The organism is Pedobacter westerhofensis (assembly GCF_900182595.1).
In the GTDB taxonomy this organism is placed as follows: Bacteria; Bacteroidota; Bacteroidia; order Sphingobacteriales; family Sphingobacteriaceae; genus Pedobacter; species Pedobacter westerhofensis.
This window is the reverse complement of the sequence record NZ_FXTN01000004.1, coordinates 408660-425809: the sequence shown is the minus strand read 5'-3', so window position 1 is coordinate 425809 and position 17150 is coordinate 408660. Positions and strand designations below refer to the sequence as shown.

Sequence of the window (17150 nt, the reverse complement as noted above, 5' to 3'; positions counted from 1 at the left end):
TTAAGGGTGTTTATTATCAACTTTAAAGGCAATTTTGTTAACGTCAGGACGGATGTTTTCAAAATGTTACAGCAATTATTTCTTGGAATAGAAGTCATTTTTTCATTTTTAATCCTAAATTCGAAAAATAAGCACCCAAATATATACTCTTAATAACCCAGAATTAAGGATGAACGATTTTCAGATTAAAAAGTCAAATGTAGAATACGATGCAATTATTGTAGGTTCAGGTGCAGGAGGCGGTATGGCTGCCTATGTGCTTGCTCATGCCGGACAAAAAGTACTGATGCTCGAAGCAGGTGCATATTTTGACCCAAGAACAGACGCCCAGCAGCTCAAATGGCCCTGGGAATCACCCAGGCGCGGAGCCAGCACTACCCGTCCCTTCGGCGATTTCGATGCCGCATACGGTGGTTGGGAACTTGAAGGTGAACCTTACACACAAAAAAACAACTCAGAATTTGCATGGTTCCGTTCCAGGATGCTGGGCGGAAGAACAAATCACTGGGGAAGAATCTCATTGAGAATGGGCCCCGAAGATTTCCAGCCTAAGGACGGACTAACCGATAGCTGGCCTATTGTTTACGATGAGCTAAAACCTTTTTATGACAAGGTAGACCGGTTAATTGGTGTTTACGGAACTGCCGAAGGAATAGAAAGTGAACCTGATGGCATCTTCCTCGCACCTCCAAAACCAAGGCTGCACGAACTGTTTATTAAGAAGGGCGCTACGAAATCCGGAGTGAAAGTTATACCGGGAAGAGGGTCTGTCCTCACCGAAGCTTTACCGGGAAATAATAAACGTGGTTCCTGCTTTTTCTGCGGGCAATGCGGAAGATCATGTAAAGTCTACGCCGATTTTTCATCATCCTCATGCCTGGTTATCCCGGCAGTAGAAACCGGAAACCTGACGGTGATCACCAACGCCATGGTCAGAGAAGTTCTGACAGATAAAAGCGGCCTTGCTACAGGAGTATCCTATGTGAATACCAAAGATCTACAGGAATATGAAGTTAAAGGTAAAATTGTAATTCTGGGCGCCAGTGCCGGAGAATCTGCAAGACTGCTGCTCAACTCAAAATCTGCAGCTCACCCTGACGGAATAGCCAACAGCAGCGGCATCGTAGGAAAATACCTGCATGACTCTACAGGAGCGAGCCTCAGCGGCTTTTTGCCACAGCTGATGGACCGTAAACGCTACAACGAAGATGGTGTAGGCAGTGTACATATTTATTCGCCCTGGTGGCTGGACAATAAAAAGCTGGACTTCCCAAGGGGATACCATATAGAATATGGCGGTGGTATGCACATGCCGGGATATGGCATTGGCTCTAATATCCAGAAGGTCAATGGCCTCGTGCCCGGCAAGGATGGAAAGATGAAAGAAGCCGGAGGGTATGGAGCTTCGTTGAAAGATGATTACCGCAGGTTTTTTGGCACAAACGTAGGGATGGCCGGCCGCGGTACAGCTATCGCAAGAGAAAGCAATTACTGTGAGATAGACCCTAAAGTGGTAGACAAATACGGTATCCCTGTCCTCCGGTTCAATTATAAATGGGCACCGGACGAGGTTAAACAGGCAAAACATATGCAGGAAACTTTTAAAGAGATCATGCATAATATGGGCGCCATCATTACCTCAGACCTGCCGGGCGCAGATACCAATTACGGACTGGAAGCACCGGGAAAAATCATTCATGAAACCGGTACAGTAAGGATGGGCAATGATCCGAAGAAATCTGCGCTGAACAAATGGTGCCAGGCACATGATTGCCAGAATTTATTTGTGGTTGATGCCGGGCCTTTCGTACAGCAGGGCGATAAAAACGCAACCTGGACTATTCTTGCATTGTCGATGCGTACCGCAGAGTATATTCTGGCGCAGAAGAAAAAGGTAAACCTGAGCTAATCAATATCGTATCGTTTAATCTGCTTAATTATCTATCATAAGATGAACAGAAGAGAATCATTAAGGGCCTTAGGCCTCACTGCCGTAAGTACGGGATTATTACTCGAGGCCTGTAAACCGGGAAAAGAAGTAAAAGAAGAAATAGTTACAAAAGAAGCTGCCGCCCAGCCGGGAAGGCAGGACTTTGAAATAGCAAGGGACCAGGCGCTGAAAGAAGCAAAGTTCTTCAATGAACATGAAATGGCTACTATCGCAATTCTAGCAGATATCATCATACCCAAAGATGGCAGGTCGGGCAGTGCAACAGATGCAAAAGTGCCGGATTTTATTGAATTTATTGTGAAGGACATGCCACAGCACCAGACGCCAATGCGCGGAGGACTAAAATGGCTGGACATCCAGAGCAACAACAGGTTTCAAAAGCCATTCAGCGGAGGTTCATCCGCCCAGCAGCTGAGCCTGATCGATGAGATCGCCTATCCTCAAAAAGCGAAACCAAATATGATGCAGGGAGTTGCCTTTTTTAACCTCATGCGGGATCTTACGGCCTCAGGATTTTTCACCAGCGAAATCGGGGTCAAAGATATCGGCTACGCAGGTAACCAGCCAAACAAATGGGAAGGCGTACCGGCTGATGTGTTAAAACAGTACGGAATGGAGTCTGAAAAGATATAAACCAATGCGCCTGTTACTTTGGTAACGGGCGCATTTAAAGCTTGAAAGTTACATTTAACTTCACTCTTGCCTCGGGCACATGCTTCACCGGGAAATTGACCGAGTTTGCAATAAAACAGAGCTGATTGGCCCTGGCATGATATGCGTTGGCTTTTTCAATCATAGAAGCATCGGCAACAGTAACCACAGGATTAAGCGTAACCTCAAGAAAACGGCCGGAACCGTCCGGCGTAGTTTCCATCAAACCTGTAGCATTATCCAGGTAATCTACCACCACTACCCCGCCTACGGCACATACATGTAAGTAGGATAACATATGGCAGGCGCTCAGCGACGATATCAGCATGTCTTCAGGATTGTGCTTGCTTTGATCTCCCCTGAAATAAGGATCAGAGGAACCTTCCAATACTGGTTTACCATCGATGTGAACAGTGTAAATCCTTGCATATGATTTATAGTTAAGCGTTCCTTCGCCAAGGTTCCCATTCCACCTTAATGATAATTGATAATGATGTTGCTTCTTCATAATATCTTTAACGACTGTCTGCCGGTTGTGTTATGATTCCGGCGCAAATCGAAAGTAAATTTATAAACTTCAATCAATTATCAAAAGATTGCCTGAACGCTGAAGGAGACATTTTTGTTTTTTGCTTAAACAACTTATTAAATGATTGCGGATGTTCAAAGCCTAAATCATATGCGATCTCTGCAATGGTGCGGTTGCTGACTGCCAAAATATCTTTCGCCTTTTCTATGATCTGATGATGGATATGCTGTTGTGCGCTTTGTCCCGTAAGGGATTTAAGCATATCCGTTAAATACCTCGGAGAAACCTGCAGGTGGTCTGCCACATCCTGAACAGAGGGCAGTCCGCCGATCACTGGATTTTGCGCGCCGAGGCGCCCGCCCAGATATAGGTTCATCTGATCAATCAGACTGTTGTAAATCACTTTCCTGGTGATAAACTGTCTGTTATAATAACGGTTACTGTACGTGAGCAGCAGCTCGATCTGTGCAACAAGCACATCCTGGCTAAAGTGGTCAATATCATGCTGAAGTTCTGTTTCGATAGCTTCAAACAGCCTGCTGATCACCTTTTTCTCTTTGTCAGAAAGAAATAGCGCCTCTGAAACAGCATAAGCAAAAAATCCATACTGATGGATATGCTCAGCCAGCGGATGGCCCCTGATCAGGTCAGGATGAAAATACAGCGCATACCCCTGATAACTCTCAGTTTCGCCAGACATGGTCACGACCTGATTTGGGGAGAGAAATGCAAGTCCACCCTCCTCAAAATCATAATACCCCTGTCCGTATTTTACACGTCCGTTAAAATCAGTTTTAAAAGATATTTTATAAAAATTCAGTGCAAATTTATTGCCGGCATCAGTCAGCATCAGCTTCACCTGGTCATAGTTCACCAGCGCTACCTGCGGATGCAGTGGCTTTGGCAGTCCTGTCCTTCGTAACAGTTCTGAAATACTGTTGATGGTGTAAATCTGAGGAATAGACATTTTATAAGTGTATAAAAATATTTATAAATACAATATCAGTAAATCCCGGGCAATTTAGAAATTAATCCTGCGCCGCAGGGCGAACAACAATATCACCGACCTCTACATCGGAGGGCTGGCCAATAGCAAAAACTACAGCGCTGGCAATCGCATCCGCAGAAATGGCCACTGCCGAAACATGTTCCTGCATTGCAGACCTCATCGCCGGGTCTGTAATTCCCTCGGTCAGTTCTGTCCGGATCATTCCGGGAGAGATGCCGGTTATGCGGTATGCACCTTTAGACTCCTGGCGGAAGGCTTCACTGATTGTTCTCACTGCATTTTTTGTACCTGCGTAAACGCCCTGCAAAGGCACAATCTTAATACCCGAAGTTGAGATAATATTGATTACCTGACCATATCCCTGTTTCTTAAATTCCGGTACGACGGCGGCGATCCCATACAAAACACCCTTCAGATTGATATCTATCATTTCTTCCCATGCTTCGATATCCAGTTCATCAATTCGGGATAAACGGGCAATCCCGGCATTATTAATGATCACATCCACCCTACCATACTGTTCAACAGCCAGTTTTACCAGATTGCTAAGGTCTTCACGGCGTTTTACATCTGTTACGGCAAATACAGCTTCTCCGCCATCTTTTACAATGCCCGCGGCAATACTTTCCAGACGCTCAGGTCGGCGTGCGCCCAATACTACTTTTGCGCCCAGCCCGGCCAGCATTCGCGCAGCAGCCTCGCCTATTCCGCTGCTAGCACCTGTAATCACTACGATTTTTCCTTTGATTTCCATGTCTTTGATTAATTTATCTGCCAAAATTCGGGAATGCTGCTGGTAAGGATGTAGCCAAAACCGTATATGTATTCGCCAGATTCCCAAACACGATGCGATAGGAGGTTTTTTATAGATAAACCACCTCTTATATGATAAAAAAGTTATTTTTGGTTTTTAAATCAATCCAGTAAATCCAAAACCATGAGTAATTCTATCAATCTTTCTGAAGAAGAGACCGTAAACCACAATGTATATTTTTCGGGCAAAGTTCAAAGCCTGGCACTGGAAACAGAAAAAGGAAGCGCCACAGTGGGCGTGATGAAAAAAGGCAACTATACTTTTTCTACATCCTCACCAGAGAAAATGATTATCATTTCAGGTATTCTGGGCGTAAAACTCGAAGGAAACAGTTATGTAAAATACAAGGCACAGGAAGAATTTGATGTTCCTTCAGGCGTATCCTTTGATGTTACCTGTGATGACGATGTGGCTTATCTTTGTTATTATGGATAAGATCAGCTATTCCGCTGCTCTCATATAGCAATCAATGCCGCTGCTTCCATTAATGATTTTTCATTATATTTGATTTTTGCAAACCTCATGTATATGGAAACTATATCGGTAGAAGAATTTTATCAGTCTATATCCACCCTGATACCTGCAGGGCTTTCTAAAGAAATTGGTCATTTCAACATCTTCAGAACTGAAGATCTGGTGAGCAAAGAAACCGATAAGAAGCCTGTTATGCCCTACAACCGCAGAGCATATTACAAAATAGGCCTCATTCACGGGAAGAATATAGCAGAGTACGCTGATAAAGTAATTGACATTGAGAAAAATGCTTTGATTTTTGCCACACCAAAGATTCCGTATAACTGGCTGCCACAGGATACAGACCAGCACGGCAGCTTTTGTATCTTCACAGACGAGTTTCTGATCAAGAATAAGAGTGGCGTAGTTCTCGAAGACCTGCCCATTTTTCAGCCGGGCGGTGTTCCAATATTCGAGCTTACAGATGAAGAATGCCTGGAACTGACTGCGATCTTCAATAAAATCCATAAGGAAATATCATCCGACTACGCTTATAAATATGACCTGATCAGAAACTATGTGCTTGAACTGATCCACTACGGGCAGAAATTGCAGCCGGCATCTTCATTGTATCCAACACATAACGCTTCGGCAAGGGTATCTTCTCTCTTTATTGAACTGCTGGAAAGACAGTTTCCAATTGAATCACAACATCAGAAACTGGCGCTGCGTACTGCCAAGGATTATGCCGACCGGCTTTCTGTACATGTAAATCACCTGAATAAGGTTTTAAAAGAAAATACAGGCAAAACCACTACAGAGATCATCAGCTCCAGGATTACACAGGAAGCAAAAATCCTGTTGAAACAGACCGACTGGAACATATCCGAAATTGCCTATTCCCTCGGTTTTGAACAGCTGGCGCATTTTTCAAACTTCTTTAGAAAACAAACCTCCATCGCTCCCAATCTATTCAGGGCCTAAGATTGATTTATGTAAGCTTCTGATTGAATTGTGCAAACACCGTTGTCCGATATCATCTTACTTTTACCGTCGAATTAAAACTTATTACGATGGAACTTAAAAGTAAAATTGCACTGGTTACCGGCGGTAGCCGCGGATTAGGTAAAAACATGGTACAAAGCCTTGCAAAGAAAGGTTTTGATGTGATCTTCACTTATCACACGAAAAAAGATGAGGCCCAGGCAGTGATAGCTGATATTGAACAACTGGGACAAAAGGGCGCAGCCCTGCAGCTTGATACTGCAGATATCAAAAGCTTTGATCAGTTTCTCATTCAGGTTCAGGAAGTATTAAAAGATAAATTTGATACTGATCATTTTGATTTTTTAATCAATAACGCAGGGATCGCTGTATATGCCCCCTTTACTGATACTACTGAAGAGCAGTTTGATACTTTACTGAATATCCACTATAAAGGAGTTTATTTCCTGTCGCAAAAATCACTTGCCCTGATGAACGACGGAGGCGGTATTGTCAATATTTCTACCGGCCTGGCCAGATTCAGTACCCCGGGCTATTCACTCTATGCAAGTATGAAAGGCGCGATTGAAACCTTAACCAAATACATGGCCCAGGAATTAGGTAAACGCGGGATCAATGTGAACATTGTTGCCCCCGGAGCCATAGAAACCGATTTTGGCGGCGGTATGGTCAGAGATAATCCGGAACTCAACAAGCATATCGCAAGTATCACGGCTCTTGGCCGCGTAGGAAGGCCTGACGATATCGGCAGTGTTGTTGCTTTCTTGTGCACCGAAGATGCCAAATGGATCAATGCACAGCGCATCGAAGTTTCCGGCGGCCAAAACCTTTAAGCAAATAACATCTCAAAATCCGGTTTCTGAAAAGATCATAAGATGCCCGCCATCATACGCTGATTGATTACTGTAACCACTGTTCCCAAACAAAAACGCATCACATTCGGATCAAACTCGGATCAAAGACGGATCAAACTCGGATCAAAGAGAAATATTATCCCTGTATGATCTGTTTTTGATCCATATTTATTTTCAAATTAATTTGTATTTGTTTAAAACAGTTAGTAAATTGGTTTTCAAATAATTGAATATATCATGGGAAAACTAATCAATGGAATTAACGGCCCTATCAAAGGAAAGGTAGGCCCTACACATGGATCTTCTCGTAATGGCAATCCGTATATAAAGGGGCCGCATAAAAAAAGAACAACGAAGATCTCAAAAAAAGAAAAAGGCAATCGTACCAGATTTAACACCGCGCAATTCTGGCTAAAACCACTTCTCGATTTTGTGCGTGAAGGATTCAAAGGTTTCACCTACAAGCCTGCTTCGCAAGGCCATGCTGCTGCGAAATCCTACCTTCTGACTCATGCCGTTGAAGGTGATGCACCTGAGTTCACAGTCAATCCTGCCCTGGCCAAAGTGAGCTACGGCAGTCTGCCTCTGCCAGAAAACATGAAGGTAGAAAAGTATGCTGAACAGGAGATCAAATTCAGCTGGGATAAAGATTGGTCGGATGCGCTCGCAAAAGGTGCACATTATGCAGACCAGGCAATGCTGCTTGCTTATGATATTGAGCACAAAAAGGCTTTCATGTCTATTTTTGGAGAGTTCAGAAAAAGTGGCGAACAGATTCTGCGGGTAAGCTACTACAAAAAAAGTAAGATATACACCAATGGTGGCACATTTCATTGTTACCTGGCGTTTGTTGCAGCAGACCGCAGCAGGCAGTCGGACAGTGAGTACCTTGGTACAATCACTTTTAGCTAAACCAAAAAAAATATATAATGCATAATTTTCCTATGTATGTAGGAAAATTATACATTTGTATCATGAGTACAGCAAACGGTATGTTAAAAGGAAGCCTGCAAACGATCATTCTTAAATTACTGCAGGAAAATGAAAAAATGTATGGCTACGAGATCACACAAAAAGTAAAGGAAATCACCAACGGTGAGATCCTCCTTACTGAAGGATCGATGTACCCTTCCCTGCATAAAATGGAAGCCGAAGGAATGCTGAGCACCAGCACCGAAATGGTAGACAACCGCGTCCGCAAGTATTATGCCCTCACCAAAGAAGGCAGGGTTGCCGTACAAACCAAACTTGAAGAAGCCAGAAGTTTTATTGGCAATCTTGAATTACTGCTCAGCCTTAAATCAAAATTATCATGAAACTTACCGCACAGCAGCAGCTCGACGTTCGCCGTCATCTCCTGGAGGTAACGGTTAGCAAGGATTCATTTGATGAGTTATACGATCATATCCTTACTGCATTGGAACATCAGCCCACAACATTCAATATGAAGCGGGTACAGGAGTTTATCCATACTGAATTTGCAGAGATGATCAGTACTCCGGCAGAAAAACAACGTTATCAGCGTATCAATACCTGTATGGGATTTGCACTTTTTGCGATCGCCCTGCTCACGTACTGGCTCACAATGGAACCCACAGTAAGTTTCTGGGACTGCGGAGAATTTATTGCAACTTCCTCCAAACTGCAGGTTGGCCATCAGCCCGGGGCTCCCCTGTTTCTAATGATCGGAAAAATGTTCAGCCTGCTGGCTATGGGAAATACGGCGAAGATTGCATATTGGATCAACTTCAGCGCAGTGCTTGCCAGCGCAGCCACGATTATGTTTTTATTCTGGACCATCACGGCCATTGCTGCCAAAGTATACAGGAATGAAAAACCCGGCTCAAAAACATTCGGTATTATGGCCGCGGGTGCAATAGGTGCCCTGGCCTATACATTTTCTGATACATTCTGGTTCTCTGCAGTAGAATCAGAAGTATATGCGCTCTCCTCTTTATTTACCGCCATCACATTTTGGGCAATCCTGAAATGGGAAAGCGAAAACAACGACCGCTGGCTTGTGCTGATCGCTTTTGTCGTGGGCCTGTCTACCGGGGTTCATTTATTGAGCTTGCTTGCCATTCCCGCAGTAACGCTTGTCTGGTATTTCAAGAAGGCTTTAAGACCAACAGTACCAGGCACATTAAAAGCGCTGGTAGCTGGCTGCTTCATCGTGGGACTGGTCCAGTTTGTGATCATCCAGTATTTTGTGCTTTTTGCTGCCGAAGCTGACTTATTCTTTGTAAATACGCTGGGATTTTCATTTGGCTCAGGAGCAATTTTCTTTCTTCTGATATTTGCTGCAGCTACCTTATGGGCCATCCGGTATTCCATTCAAAAGAAAAAGTACAACCTCAACCTTGGACTCCTGTGTTTAGTAGTTCTGCTGTTTGGCTTTAGCTCTTATTTCATGATCCTGATCCGTGCCGACGCAAAGCCAAATATCAATTTAAGTAATCCTGATAACCCATTTTCATTGTACAGCTACCTTGGCAGGATCAATTATGGTTCTACGCCTTTACTATACGGGAATACATTTGATGCAAAAACCGTAGACCAGAAGGAAACAGGCTACACCTATCGAAAAGGAAATTCCAAATATGAAATTTCCGGTTCCACTTATAAAACTACGTATGATAAAAATATGTTCTTCCCCAGAACGTATAGCCAGAAGGATAACCATCCCGCATTTTATCGTCAGTGGCTGAATATGTCCGAAGGAGAAACCCCCTCATTTGTGCAAAACCTGAGGTTCTTTACTTCCTGGCAGCTTGGCTTTATGTATTGGCGCTACTTTCTATGGAACTTTGCCGGTCGTCAGAATGATTTTGAAGGCCAGGGCGGTATAGAAAACGGAAACTGGATCACAGGAATAAAATCACTTGACGCAGTAAGGTTGGGAAGCCAGGCCGGCCTGCCGCAAAGCGTAACTGCGAATGAAGGCCACAATGTGTATTACGGTCTGCCGCTGATCCTGGGTATCGCAGGTCTGGTTTGGCTATACCGCAGGAACAGACGTGACGCGCTGGTACTGCTGACACTATTCTTTTTTACCGGAATTGCTATTATTCTCTACCTGAACCAGGATCCGCTGCAGGTGCGGGAGCGGGATTATGCTTATATCGGTTCGTTTTATGCCTTCTCTATATTTATAGGCTTTGGAATGCTTGCAGTAGGGGAACTGCTGAGCAGGTTTGCCCAGCCGAAATTTAGCCTTTCGGTTGCCGCACTGCTTTGCATCACTGTACCGGTACTCATGGGAACTCAGAACTGGGACGATCACAACAGATCGAATAAAACCACTGCGCGCGACTGGGCAAGAAATTACCTGAACTCCTGTGCCCCAAACGCCATCCTGTTTACCAATGCTGATAATGATACCTACCCCCTCTGGTACGCGCAGGAAGTGGAAGGAATCAGAACTGATGTGAGGGTGCTGTGCGTACAGTTCCTGCCGGATGCAGGATATATCAACCAGATGAAAAGACAGCAGAACGCCTCTGCTCCTCTCCCTGTTTCTATGACCGAAAACCAGTATGCAGAGGGCACCAGAGATTATCTGCCTTATGTAGATTATGGGTTGACGGACAGCGTAGAGCTGAAGGACCTCTTTGCGGTAATGACATCAGACAATAAAGCAGACCAGGTACAGATGAGCAGTGGCGCGTACATGAATTTCCTGCCTTCCAAAAAGCTTAAACTTACCGTTGACACCGATCAGCTGGTGAAAACCCATACCATCAAAAATAATGAGCGGTCCAGAGTGGCAAAAAGTATGGAATGGGTATTCAATAAACCCTATGCCAGTAAAGGTGACCTTGCCATCTTCGATATCCTGGTACACAACAACTGGAAACGGCCAATATATTTCGCGACCTCTGTTTCTGACGATACTTATATCGGGTTGGATAAATACCTGCACCTTGAAGGTTATGCCTATCGCCTGCTGCCATTTCAGTCACAACAGGGTGATGAGCGCGATAAATCTGAGCGTAGCCATACTGATGAGATGTTCGATCATGTTGCCAACAAAATGGATTTCACCGCATATAAAAAATCGAAATACCTGGATCCACAGACGAGAGAGTTTATGAAAGGAACCTGGACTATGAATAACACCCTGACTACCAACCTGATTATGGAAGGTAAAACCATGCAGGCAGAACTGATCCTCCAGAAAAGCCTGAAGCAGATACCACTGAGAAATTACAGTATGAGAGATACCCTTAACCGGGTCAGCACCATTCAGAACATGTATGCGCTGCGCCATGTGACAGAAGCCAATATCCTCACAAAGGAAACCACGGATTTTCTTTCTCAGGAGTTCAGTTATATCGAGAGTCTGGACCCCACGTATCAGCAGGCGCACCTCCAAAATATCCGCATAGGTTTATATGTGCTTGAAAACCTGGACAAAATAACTGCTGGGTATGGTCAAAAAGAGTTAAACCAACTCATAAAGGGCAAAGTTAAAAGACTGGCTGAGCAGTTTGGAATTGGAGCCTGATAAAAGTACGGATGTAAATAAACAGACGCAGCAGGAATGCTGGTATTACATGATGTTTCCAAATTTTACGAAATTCAGATTCAACCTGATATTTGGAGGGTTCACCTGTTTATTCGCCTGATTGAACAAAATCAGCTTTGATGGCGGATATAATAAGCGTTCCTTTAAGTAAAATTTTAGGATATGAGTTTAGAAGCAAAACACCGGATAAGAAGAATCATCATCCCCGGGGTCCTGGTAATTCTAGGAGGATTGATACTGATACAGTTTATTAACAGGCCGGTATTTGCAAATCCACCGGTCACCGGAGATTTCCAGGCGCCGCAGGATGTAAAGGCAATTCTGAAAAGAGCTTGTTACGACTGCCATTCCAATGAAACGAATGTACGGTGGTATGATAGGATTGCCCCTGCAAACTGGAAAGTAGCGGAGGATATAAAGAAGGGACGCGAAGGATTAAACTTCTCCAGCTGGTCTGCACTGGCCAAACCAGATCAGGCAGCCAAATTATGGGAAGCCGTAAACCAGATCCAGGCAGCTGCGATGCCCATTAAATCATACCAGATCGTACATCCCGGAACAAAGGTTTCAGCTTCAGATCTCCTGGTACTGAAAAATTACCTTACAGAGATGCTGAACAACAAACCTTCAGATACCAGTAAGACCAATGCACTGGATAAACAGTATGGTAAATGGGTTGAAGGAGCCGCAAATGCACCAAAAATCAATCTTCCGGTAGCACTCAATGGTATTGAATTTATACCCGACTATAAAAACTGGCAGGTAGTTACCACATCAGACCGCTTTGATAACAACACCATGCGGGTGATTTTTGGAAATGATATTGCCATCAAAGCGATCAGGGAGAATCACATCAACCCCTGGCCAAACGGAACCATTTTTGCAAAAGTAGCATGGGATAAGCTCAGCGATAAGGATGGCAACGTAAAAACAGGCGCTTTTAAACAGGTGGAGTATATGATCAAAGATGATCAAAAATATGGTTCTACTGCAGGATGGGGATTTGCAAGGTTTAAGACACCAAAAATGCTTCCTTACGGAAAAACCAAACTGTTTGCTACAGAATGTGTGAACTGCCACCGCCCGATGAGCAAAAATGATTTTGTATTTACTCTGCCCGTTAAAAACTAAAACAATGAAAGCAATATATATCGTATTCCCGGCGCTGATCCTGCTATCGGCAGCATGCAGTACACAACCCAATGGTTCTCAGCTAATCAATAAAGACGCTTCGCTGCCCTCATCTTTCAATTTCAGTAAAATGGGATTAAAAGTGATCAGCACAGCAATCAACAAAAAAAACGCCACAATGTGCACATTGTATGGTAACGAACTTGCCCTAAAAACTGCCATAGCGGGTAATGCGCCACAGCCTGGCGAAGTTCTGGCCATGATCACCTGGAAACAGAAAGAAGATGAACACTGGTTTGGCGCAAAGATCCCCGGCGAGCTCCTGTCATTGGAAATAATTAAAACAACCGGCGGTCAATTTGAAAACATAAAAGCAAACTACCAGCGATATGAAGGTAAATTACTTACCTTGAGCAATGATACTACAGGAAATGAAAAAAGCATGCGTTATATCTTTGCACAGCAACCCTCAGTAATGCCATGATCATTAGGCCCGGTACTTATACGAGGCCCGGAAGCGTTTTCAGCGTTTCGCCCCTGGTCATCTGGCTCAGCTCGCTGTTCATTGGTGTACTGGCATCGATACCAAAGATCCTTCAGCTGCATATTACGCTTACAGAGCTGATGGTAGATGCCTCCATTGCTTTTACCTATTCTTTGCTGATCTGGTATGCCAACCTTTTTAGTTTACCTAAATTTTCAAATAAAGCGGTGGACGGCAGTTTCTTTAATATCAGGCTGATATGCAGTGTGGTGTTTGGAATTTTCCTGATGATTGTACTGGTCATCGCGCACCAGTTACTGTTCCCGGCATATAATTTCAAGTCTATGCTGATGATGTACCAGTTCAGGGGAATCCTGATTAACCTCACCACCTATATGTTTCTTCACCTGCTGTACCAGAGCCACCGGACGCAGCTCATGGCGATAGAACTGGAAAGGACCCGATCCGACAATTTGGGTGCCCAGTTTGAACTGCTTAAGCAGCAGGTTAATCCCCATTTTCTGTTCAACAGCCTGAGCACACTCAAATCAATGATCGAGCTGGGAGATCCCCAGTCCGCCAATTTCATAAATAAACTGTCTGATTTCTACCGCTCCACGCTGGAAAACAGAAAATCAGACCTGATCACTTTAAGCGAAGAACTCGGTATCCTGCAGGCATATTTTTTCCTGCTGAAAGCCAGATTTGAAGAAGGTATAAGTTTAGATATACGTATTCATCCATCTTTATATCAAAGCCTTATACCACCATTCACACTTCAGCTTCTGGTGGAAAACTGTGTGAAGCACAATGTAGTCAGCCTGGTAAAACCATTGCACATCATGCTGTACACTACAACAGAAAATCTGGTCATCGAGAATCCGCTCAACCTCCGGAAAAATCCTGAAAGTTCTACCCAGCTGGGTTTGGAGAATATTAACCAGCGGTATCTGCACCTGCTGAACCAGAAGATCATCATCGATAACAATAACGTACTTTTTACAGTTAAACTCCCGCTGATCCATGAATATCCTGATCATTGAAGATGAAATAAAAACGGCCAGAGCTTTAGCCAGGACCATTACATTAGTAAAACCGGGCGCTAAGATTGTGGGTTCAATACAGAGTGTGGAGAGCGCGGTACAGTACCTCAGTGAAAATCCCGCACCCGATCTGATCTTTATGGATGTTCAGCTTGCAGACGGATTATGTTTTGATATCTTCAGACGTGTAAAAGTGGTTTCCCCGGTCATATTCTGTACAGCTTATAATGACTACGCAATAGAAGCTTTCAAATCCAACGGGATAGACTATATTCTAAAGCCGATATCAGCCGAAACCATTGGCCCCGCTTTTGAAAAGGTTGAAAGTATCAGAAATTTCTTTCAGACACACAAAGAAGAAAGCCAGCAGCTCGAATTGCTGATGAACAGGATTGGGGAAAATGATGGTAAAAAAAGCTTCCTGGTATTTAAACATAACAAATATGTGATCGTCCCCACAGAAAGCATCGCCTACTTCTACATCAAAAATGAAATACCCACGATCGTAAACTTTCATCAGGAAGAGTTTGGCATCTCCTCCCCGCTGGATGAAGTGCATCAGCTCTTGTCGACCAAACAGTTCTTCAGGTTAAACCGGCAGTACCTCATCAGCTTTAAATCTGTACTTGAGGTAGAGCATTATTTCGCCAGGAAGCTTTTTGTGAAGCTGTTAATTCCTACAGCAGAGAAACTATTGGTTGCAAAAGATAAAGTAACTGCGTTTTTAAGCTGGCTGGAAGATCGGTAAAGACATGTTTCCCATCAGGACCACTTAACTGTGCTGGCCTATATATTCCATTAACTGTGGCCTGTAATTATCAGTGAAAGGAATATCTGCATCAGGCAGGTACAAGCGGTTTCTTTTAATGGAGATAATCTTATCAAGCGCTACGATATACGAACGGTGGACGCGTAAAAATGATGTGGCAGGAAGCTTGGCCTCCATATAATGCAGCGTAAGCCTCGGTATAATCGGCCTCTCGGTATTCAATTGAAATATCTTGATATAATCCTTTAAACCTTCGATATGGGTGATATGGTCCATATTAATTCTCACCAGCGAATAGTCGGAGTTTACGAATAAGGTATTAGGCTCAGCAGGCAAGGCAGGGGCCTGCTTATTTTTCAACATGTACAGTTCCATAGCTTTATTGGCAGCTTTTAAAAAGCGATCGAACGCAACTGGTTTCACTACGTAATCCAGCACGTTCAGATTGAAGCCTTCCAGGGCATAATTTTCATAGGCCGTAATCATGATCACCATCGGGGAATTGATCAGCCCTGCTCCCAGCCATTGAATTCCGGATAAGCCGGGCATCTGGATATCCAGGAAAACCAGGTCAATCTGTTCTGTGGCCATTACCTTCATGGCCTCATCTGTATTTTTACAACTGGCTACCAGGTCAAGGAAGGGAATTAAACGAATGTTATCCTCTATCAGTTCTCTCGCAAAACGCTCATCATCAACTATCAGGCAACGGATCATCTCAATTCAATTATTAGGTCGGCAATAAAAATATTATCATTCACCATCGTTTCTAAGGTGTATTTGTCTTTGTATAAGAGTTCCAGCCTGCGGCTTACATTTTTTAATCCAATGCCGGAGCTGGCGTCCTTACTGTCGCTCACAGGGGCAATTTCGTTTTCAACTGTAAAATGCAGCTGTGAAAGCGCCTGGTCTATCCCCAGACGGATCAGCAGTCTTGCATCGTTCCCGGTTCCCAGCCCATGTTTAAAAGCATTTTCTACAAATGGGATCAGCAGCATGGGCTCAATTTCAAAGCCCTCAGTATCCTGAGAGATCTCCATGATCAGATTCAGGTCATCACCAAAGCGGAGCGACTGCAATTCAATATAGTTTTTGAGATACTCTACCTCTTTGCCCAGCGGAATTCTGTTGTAATTACTTTCATGCAGCACATAACGCATTAACGTAGAGAGCTGGATCAGGGAAGGCTCCATTAAGTCGGATTTCTTTCTGGCCATGGCTACCAGTGTATTGAGCACATTAAACATAAAATGCGGACTGATCTGCGAACGCAGAAAATCGAGCTCTGTTTTTAAGGTTTCTGTTTCCTGCTCCTTTCGTTTTTTCTCTTCGATATTCTGATCGGTCATCAGCCTGTAGCTAAAGCTGATCCCAATGATAAAAAGATACATCGGAAAGGGAAATATCCCCCTGGGTGGGCCCATTGGCCGCGGAAACCGCTCCCGGTCGCCCTTATGGAATTCATTCCTTCCACGTTCCCTGAAAAACGAAGGATCCTCATCCCTGTGCAGAGAATCGTCATGTCCCATCCCCGAATGAGACCAGTATGGACCGCTCTCTTTTTCAGGAAAAGTACGGTGATGACGTCCCGGAAAACCTGAAAATTCATTAAAGGGCAACCAGGTTTTCTCTACATAAAAAGACACATAAACAATCATCCCTACGGATACAACCACGCTTAAAATATAGGCCGGCCAGCCCTTTCTCCTGAAAACTTTGGGATAAAGATAGTACGCATTGAAATAGAACAGGATAATCAACATGCTGTTGTTGAAGATTATCCTGTACTTTACCTCACTAAAATATGAAGGATGATAGGGCCCTGATAAAAAGGGAAAGATCAGCAGCATCCAGAACAATACATGAATTGCATAAATGACGTACTTGTTGGAAATCAGCCTGGATAAACGCTTCATGATCTTTCTAAAA

At 43.9% G+C, this 17150-nt stretch carries 17 protein-coding genes; 12 read left to right on the top strand and 5 right to left on the bottom strand.

All coding sequences use genetic code 11. The annotated features are described in order from the left end of the window. Positions 1–169 precede the first annotated feature (169 nt). Together FN831_RS09850 and FN831_RS09845 are read left to right on the top strand one after the other, a co-directional pair. Entirely contained in the window at positions 170–1909 is a 1740-nt protein-coding gene (locus FN831_RS09850; RefSeq protein WP_142528053.1) for a GMC family oxidoreductase, read from the top strand. A 42-nt stretch (positions 1910–1951) separates the two neighbouring features. Further along, on the top strand, positions 1952–2584 hold the full coding sequence (locus FN831_RS09845) for a gluconate 2-dehydrogenase subunit 3 family protein (RefSeq protein WP_142528052.1): 633 nt from the start codon (positions 1952–1954) through the stop codon (positions 2582–2584). A gap of 34 nt (positions 2585–2618) precedes the next feature. On the opposite strand, the gene FN831_RS09840 is transcribed toward FN831_RS09845, so the two are convergent. From FN831_RS09840 to FN831_RS09830, 3 genes are all read right to left on the bottom strand, one after another. Beyond that, a complete protein-coding gene (locus tag FN831_RS09840; protein WP_142528051.1) occupies positions 2619–3110 on the bottom strand; it encodes an OsmC family protein in 492 nt (163 codons plus the stop codon). Positions 3111–3183: 73 nt separating this feature from the next. After that, positions 3184–4098: a helix-turn-helix domain-containing protein gene (locus FN831_RS09835; RefSeq protein WP_142528050.1), complete on the bottom strand. Its 915-nt coding sequence runs from the start codon at positions 4096–4098 to the stop codon at positions 3184–3186. 61 nt (positions 4099–4159) lie between these two features. Next, positions 4160–4894, bottom strand: coding sequence for an SDR family oxidoreductase (locus tag FN831_RS09830; RefSeq protein WP_142528049.1), 735 nt, complete (start codon positions 4892–4894; stop codon positions 4160–4162). Between the two features lie 183 nt (positions 4895–5077). Here FN831_RS09830 and ppnP point away from each other — a divergent pair, with 183 nt between their 5' ends. The 10 genes from ppnP to FN831_RS09780 all read left to right on the top strand — a co-directional run bounded on the left by ppnP (position 5078) and on the right by FN831_RS09780 (position 15200). Then, complete coding sequence (gene ppnP, locus FN831_RS09825; protein WP_142528048.1) at positions 5078–5389, top strand: pyrimidine/purine nucleoside phosphorylase; 312 nt, start codon at positions 5078–5080, stop codon at positions 5387–5389. 93 nt (positions 5390–5482) lie between these two features. Continuing rightward, positions 5483–6391 carry a helix-turn-helix domain-containing protein gene (locus FN831_RS09820; RefSeq protein ID WP_142528047.1) on the top strand — a complete coding sequence of 303 codons (909 nt, stop codon included), beginning with the start codon at positions 5483–5485 and terminating at the stop codon, positions 6389–6391. Positions 6392–6480: 89 nt separating this feature from the next. Continuing rightward, the gene (locus FN831_RS09815) at positions 6481–7245 is read left to right on the top strand and encodes an SDR family NAD(P)-dependent oxidoreductase (protein WP_142528046.1); all 765 of its coding nucleotides are present in this window, start codon (positions 6481–6483) and stop codon (positions 7243–7245) included. A gap of 258 nt (positions 7246–7503) precedes the next feature. Continuing rightward, positions 7504–8178, top strand: coding sequence for a DUF6266 family protein (locus tag FN831_RS09810; protein ID WP_142528045.1), 675 nt, complete (start codon positions 7504–7506; stop codon positions 8176–8178). Between the two features lie 62 nt (positions 8179–8240). Beyond that, positions 8241–8582 carry a PadR family transcriptional regulator gene (locus tag FN831_RS09805; RefSeq protein ID WP_142528044.1) on the top strand — a complete coding sequence of 114 codons (342 nt, stop codon included), beginning with the start codon at positions 8241–8243 and terminating at the stop codon, positions 8580–8582. Further along, positions 8579–11773 (top strand): glycosyltransferase family 117 protein, encoded by a 3195-nt coding sequence (locus FN831_RS09800; protein ID WP_142528043.1) that lies wholly within the window; start codon positions 8579–8581, stop codon positions 11771–11773. The genes FN831_RS09805 and FN831_RS09800 overlap by 4 nt, the downstream gene beginning before the upstream one ends. Before the next feature lie 183 nt (positions 11774–11956). Beyond that, positions 11957–12925 carry a heme-binding domain-containing protein gene (locus FN831_RS09795; protein ID WP_142528042.1) on the top strand — a complete coding sequence of 323 codons (969 nt, stop codon included), beginning with the start codon at positions 11957–11959 and terminating at the stop codon, positions 12923–12925. Between the two features lie 4 nt (positions 12926–12929). Further along, a complete protein-coding gene (locus FN831_RS09790; protein WP_142528041.1) occupies positions 12930–13409 on the top strand; it encodes a hypothetical protein in 480 nt (159 codons plus the stop codon). Further along, a complete protein-coding gene (locus FN831_RS09785; protein ID WP_142528040.1) occupies positions 13406–14452 on the top strand; it encodes a sensor histidine kinase in 1047 nt (348 codons plus the stop codon). Before FN831_RS09790 ends, FN831_RS09785 begins: the two co-directional genes overlap by 4 nt. After that, positions 14433–15200: a LytR/AlgR family response regulator transcription factor gene (locus tag FN831_RS09780; protein WP_142528039.1), complete on the top strand. Its 768-nt coding sequence runs from the start codon at positions 14433–14435 to the stop codon at positions 15198–15200. The genes FN831_RS09785 and FN831_RS09780 overlap by 20 nt, the downstream gene beginning before the upstream one ends. 24 nt (positions 15201–15224) lie before the next feature. On the opposite strand, the gene FN831_RS09775 is transcribed toward FN831_RS09780, so the two are convergent. Together FN831_RS09775 and FN831_RS09770 are read right to left on the bottom strand one after the other, a co-directional pair. After that, the gene (locus tag FN831_RS09775; RefSeq protein WP_142528038.1) at positions 15225–15938 is read right to left on the bottom strand and encodes a LytR/AlgR family response regulator transcription factor; all 714 of its coding nucleotides are present in this window, start codon (positions 15936–15938) and stop codon (positions 15225–15227) included. Continuing rightward, on the bottom strand, positions 15935–17137 hold the full coding sequence (locus FN831_RS09770; RefSeq protein WP_142528037.1) for a sensor histidine kinase: 1203 nt from the start codon (positions 17135–17137) through the stop codon (positions 15935–15937). The genes FN831_RS09775 and FN831_RS09770 overlap by 4 nt, the downstream gene beginning before the upstream one ends. Positions 17138–17150: the final 13 nt, after the last annotated feature.

Excerpts from the sequence above, each read along its gene's own strand:
- FN831_RS09850 (WP_142528053.1), top strand. The coding sequence starts at position 170 with ATGAACGATTTTCAGATTAAAAAGTCAAATGTAGAATACGATGCAATT.
- FN831_RS09845 (WP_142528052.1), top strand. The coding sequence starts at position 1,952 with ATGAACAGAAGAGAATCATTAAGGGCCTTAGGCCTCACTGCCGTAAGT.
- FN831_RS09840 (WP_142528051.1), bottom strand. The coding sequence starts at position 3,110 with ATGAAGAAGCAACATCATTATCAATTATCATTAAGGTGGAATGGGAAC.
- FN831_RS09835 (WP_142528050.1), bottom strand. The coding sequence starts at position 4,098 with ATGTCTATTCCTCAGATTTACACCATCAACAGTATTTCAGAACTGTTA.
- FN831_RS09830 (WP_142528049.1), bottom strand. The coding sequence starts at position 4,894 with ATGGAAATCAAAGGAAAAATCGTAGTGATTACAGGTGCTAGCAGCGGA.
- ppnP (WP_142528048.1), top strand. The coding sequence starts at position 5,078 with ATGAGTAATTCTATCAATCTTTCTGAAGAAGAGACCGTAAACCACAAT.
- FN831_RS09820 (WP_142528047.1), top strand. The coding sequence starts at position 5,483 with ATGGAAACTATATCGGTAGAAGAATTTTATCAGTCTATATCCACCCTG.
- FN831_RS09815 (WP_142528046.1), top strand. The coding sequence starts at position 6,481 with ATGGAACTTAAAAGTAAAATTGCACTGGTTACCGGCGGTAGCCGCGGA.
- FN831_RS09810 (WP_142528045.1), top strand. The coding sequence starts at position 7,504 with ATGGGAAAACTAATCAATGGAATTAACGGCCCTATCAAAGGAAAGGTA.
- FN831_RS09805 (WP_142528044.1), top strand. The coding sequence starts at position 8,241 with ATGAGTACAGCAAACGGTATGTTAAAAGGAAGCCTGCAAACGATCATT.
- FN831_RS09800 (WP_142528043.1), top strand. The coding sequence starts at position 8,579 with ATGAAACTTACCGCACAGCAGCAGCTCGACGTTCGCCGTCATCTCCTG.
- FN831_RS09795 (WP_142528042.1), top strand. The coding sequence starts at position 11,957 with ATGAGTTTAGAAGCAAAACACCGGATAAGAAGAATCATCATCCCCGGG.
- FN831_RS09790 (WP_142528041.1), top strand. The coding sequence starts at position 12,930 with ATGAAAGCAATATATATCGTATTCCCGGCGCTGATCCTGCTATCGGCA.
- FN831_RS09785 (WP_142528040.1), top strand. The coding sequence starts at position 13,406 with ATGATCATTAGGCCCGGTACTTATACGAGGCCCGGAAGCGTTTTCAGC.
- FN831_RS09780 (WP_142528039.1), top strand. The coding sequence starts at position 14,433 with ATGAATATCCTGATCATTGAAGATGAAATAAAAACGGCCAGAGCTTTA.
- FN831_RS09775 (WP_142528038.1), bottom strand. The coding sequence starts at position 15,938 with ATGATCCGTTGCCTGATAGTTGATGATGAGCGTTTTGCGAGAGAACTG.
- FN831_RS09770 (WP_142528037.1), bottom strand. The coding sequence starts at position 17,137 with ATGAAGCGTTTATCCAGGCTGATTTCCAACAAGTACGTCATTTATGCA.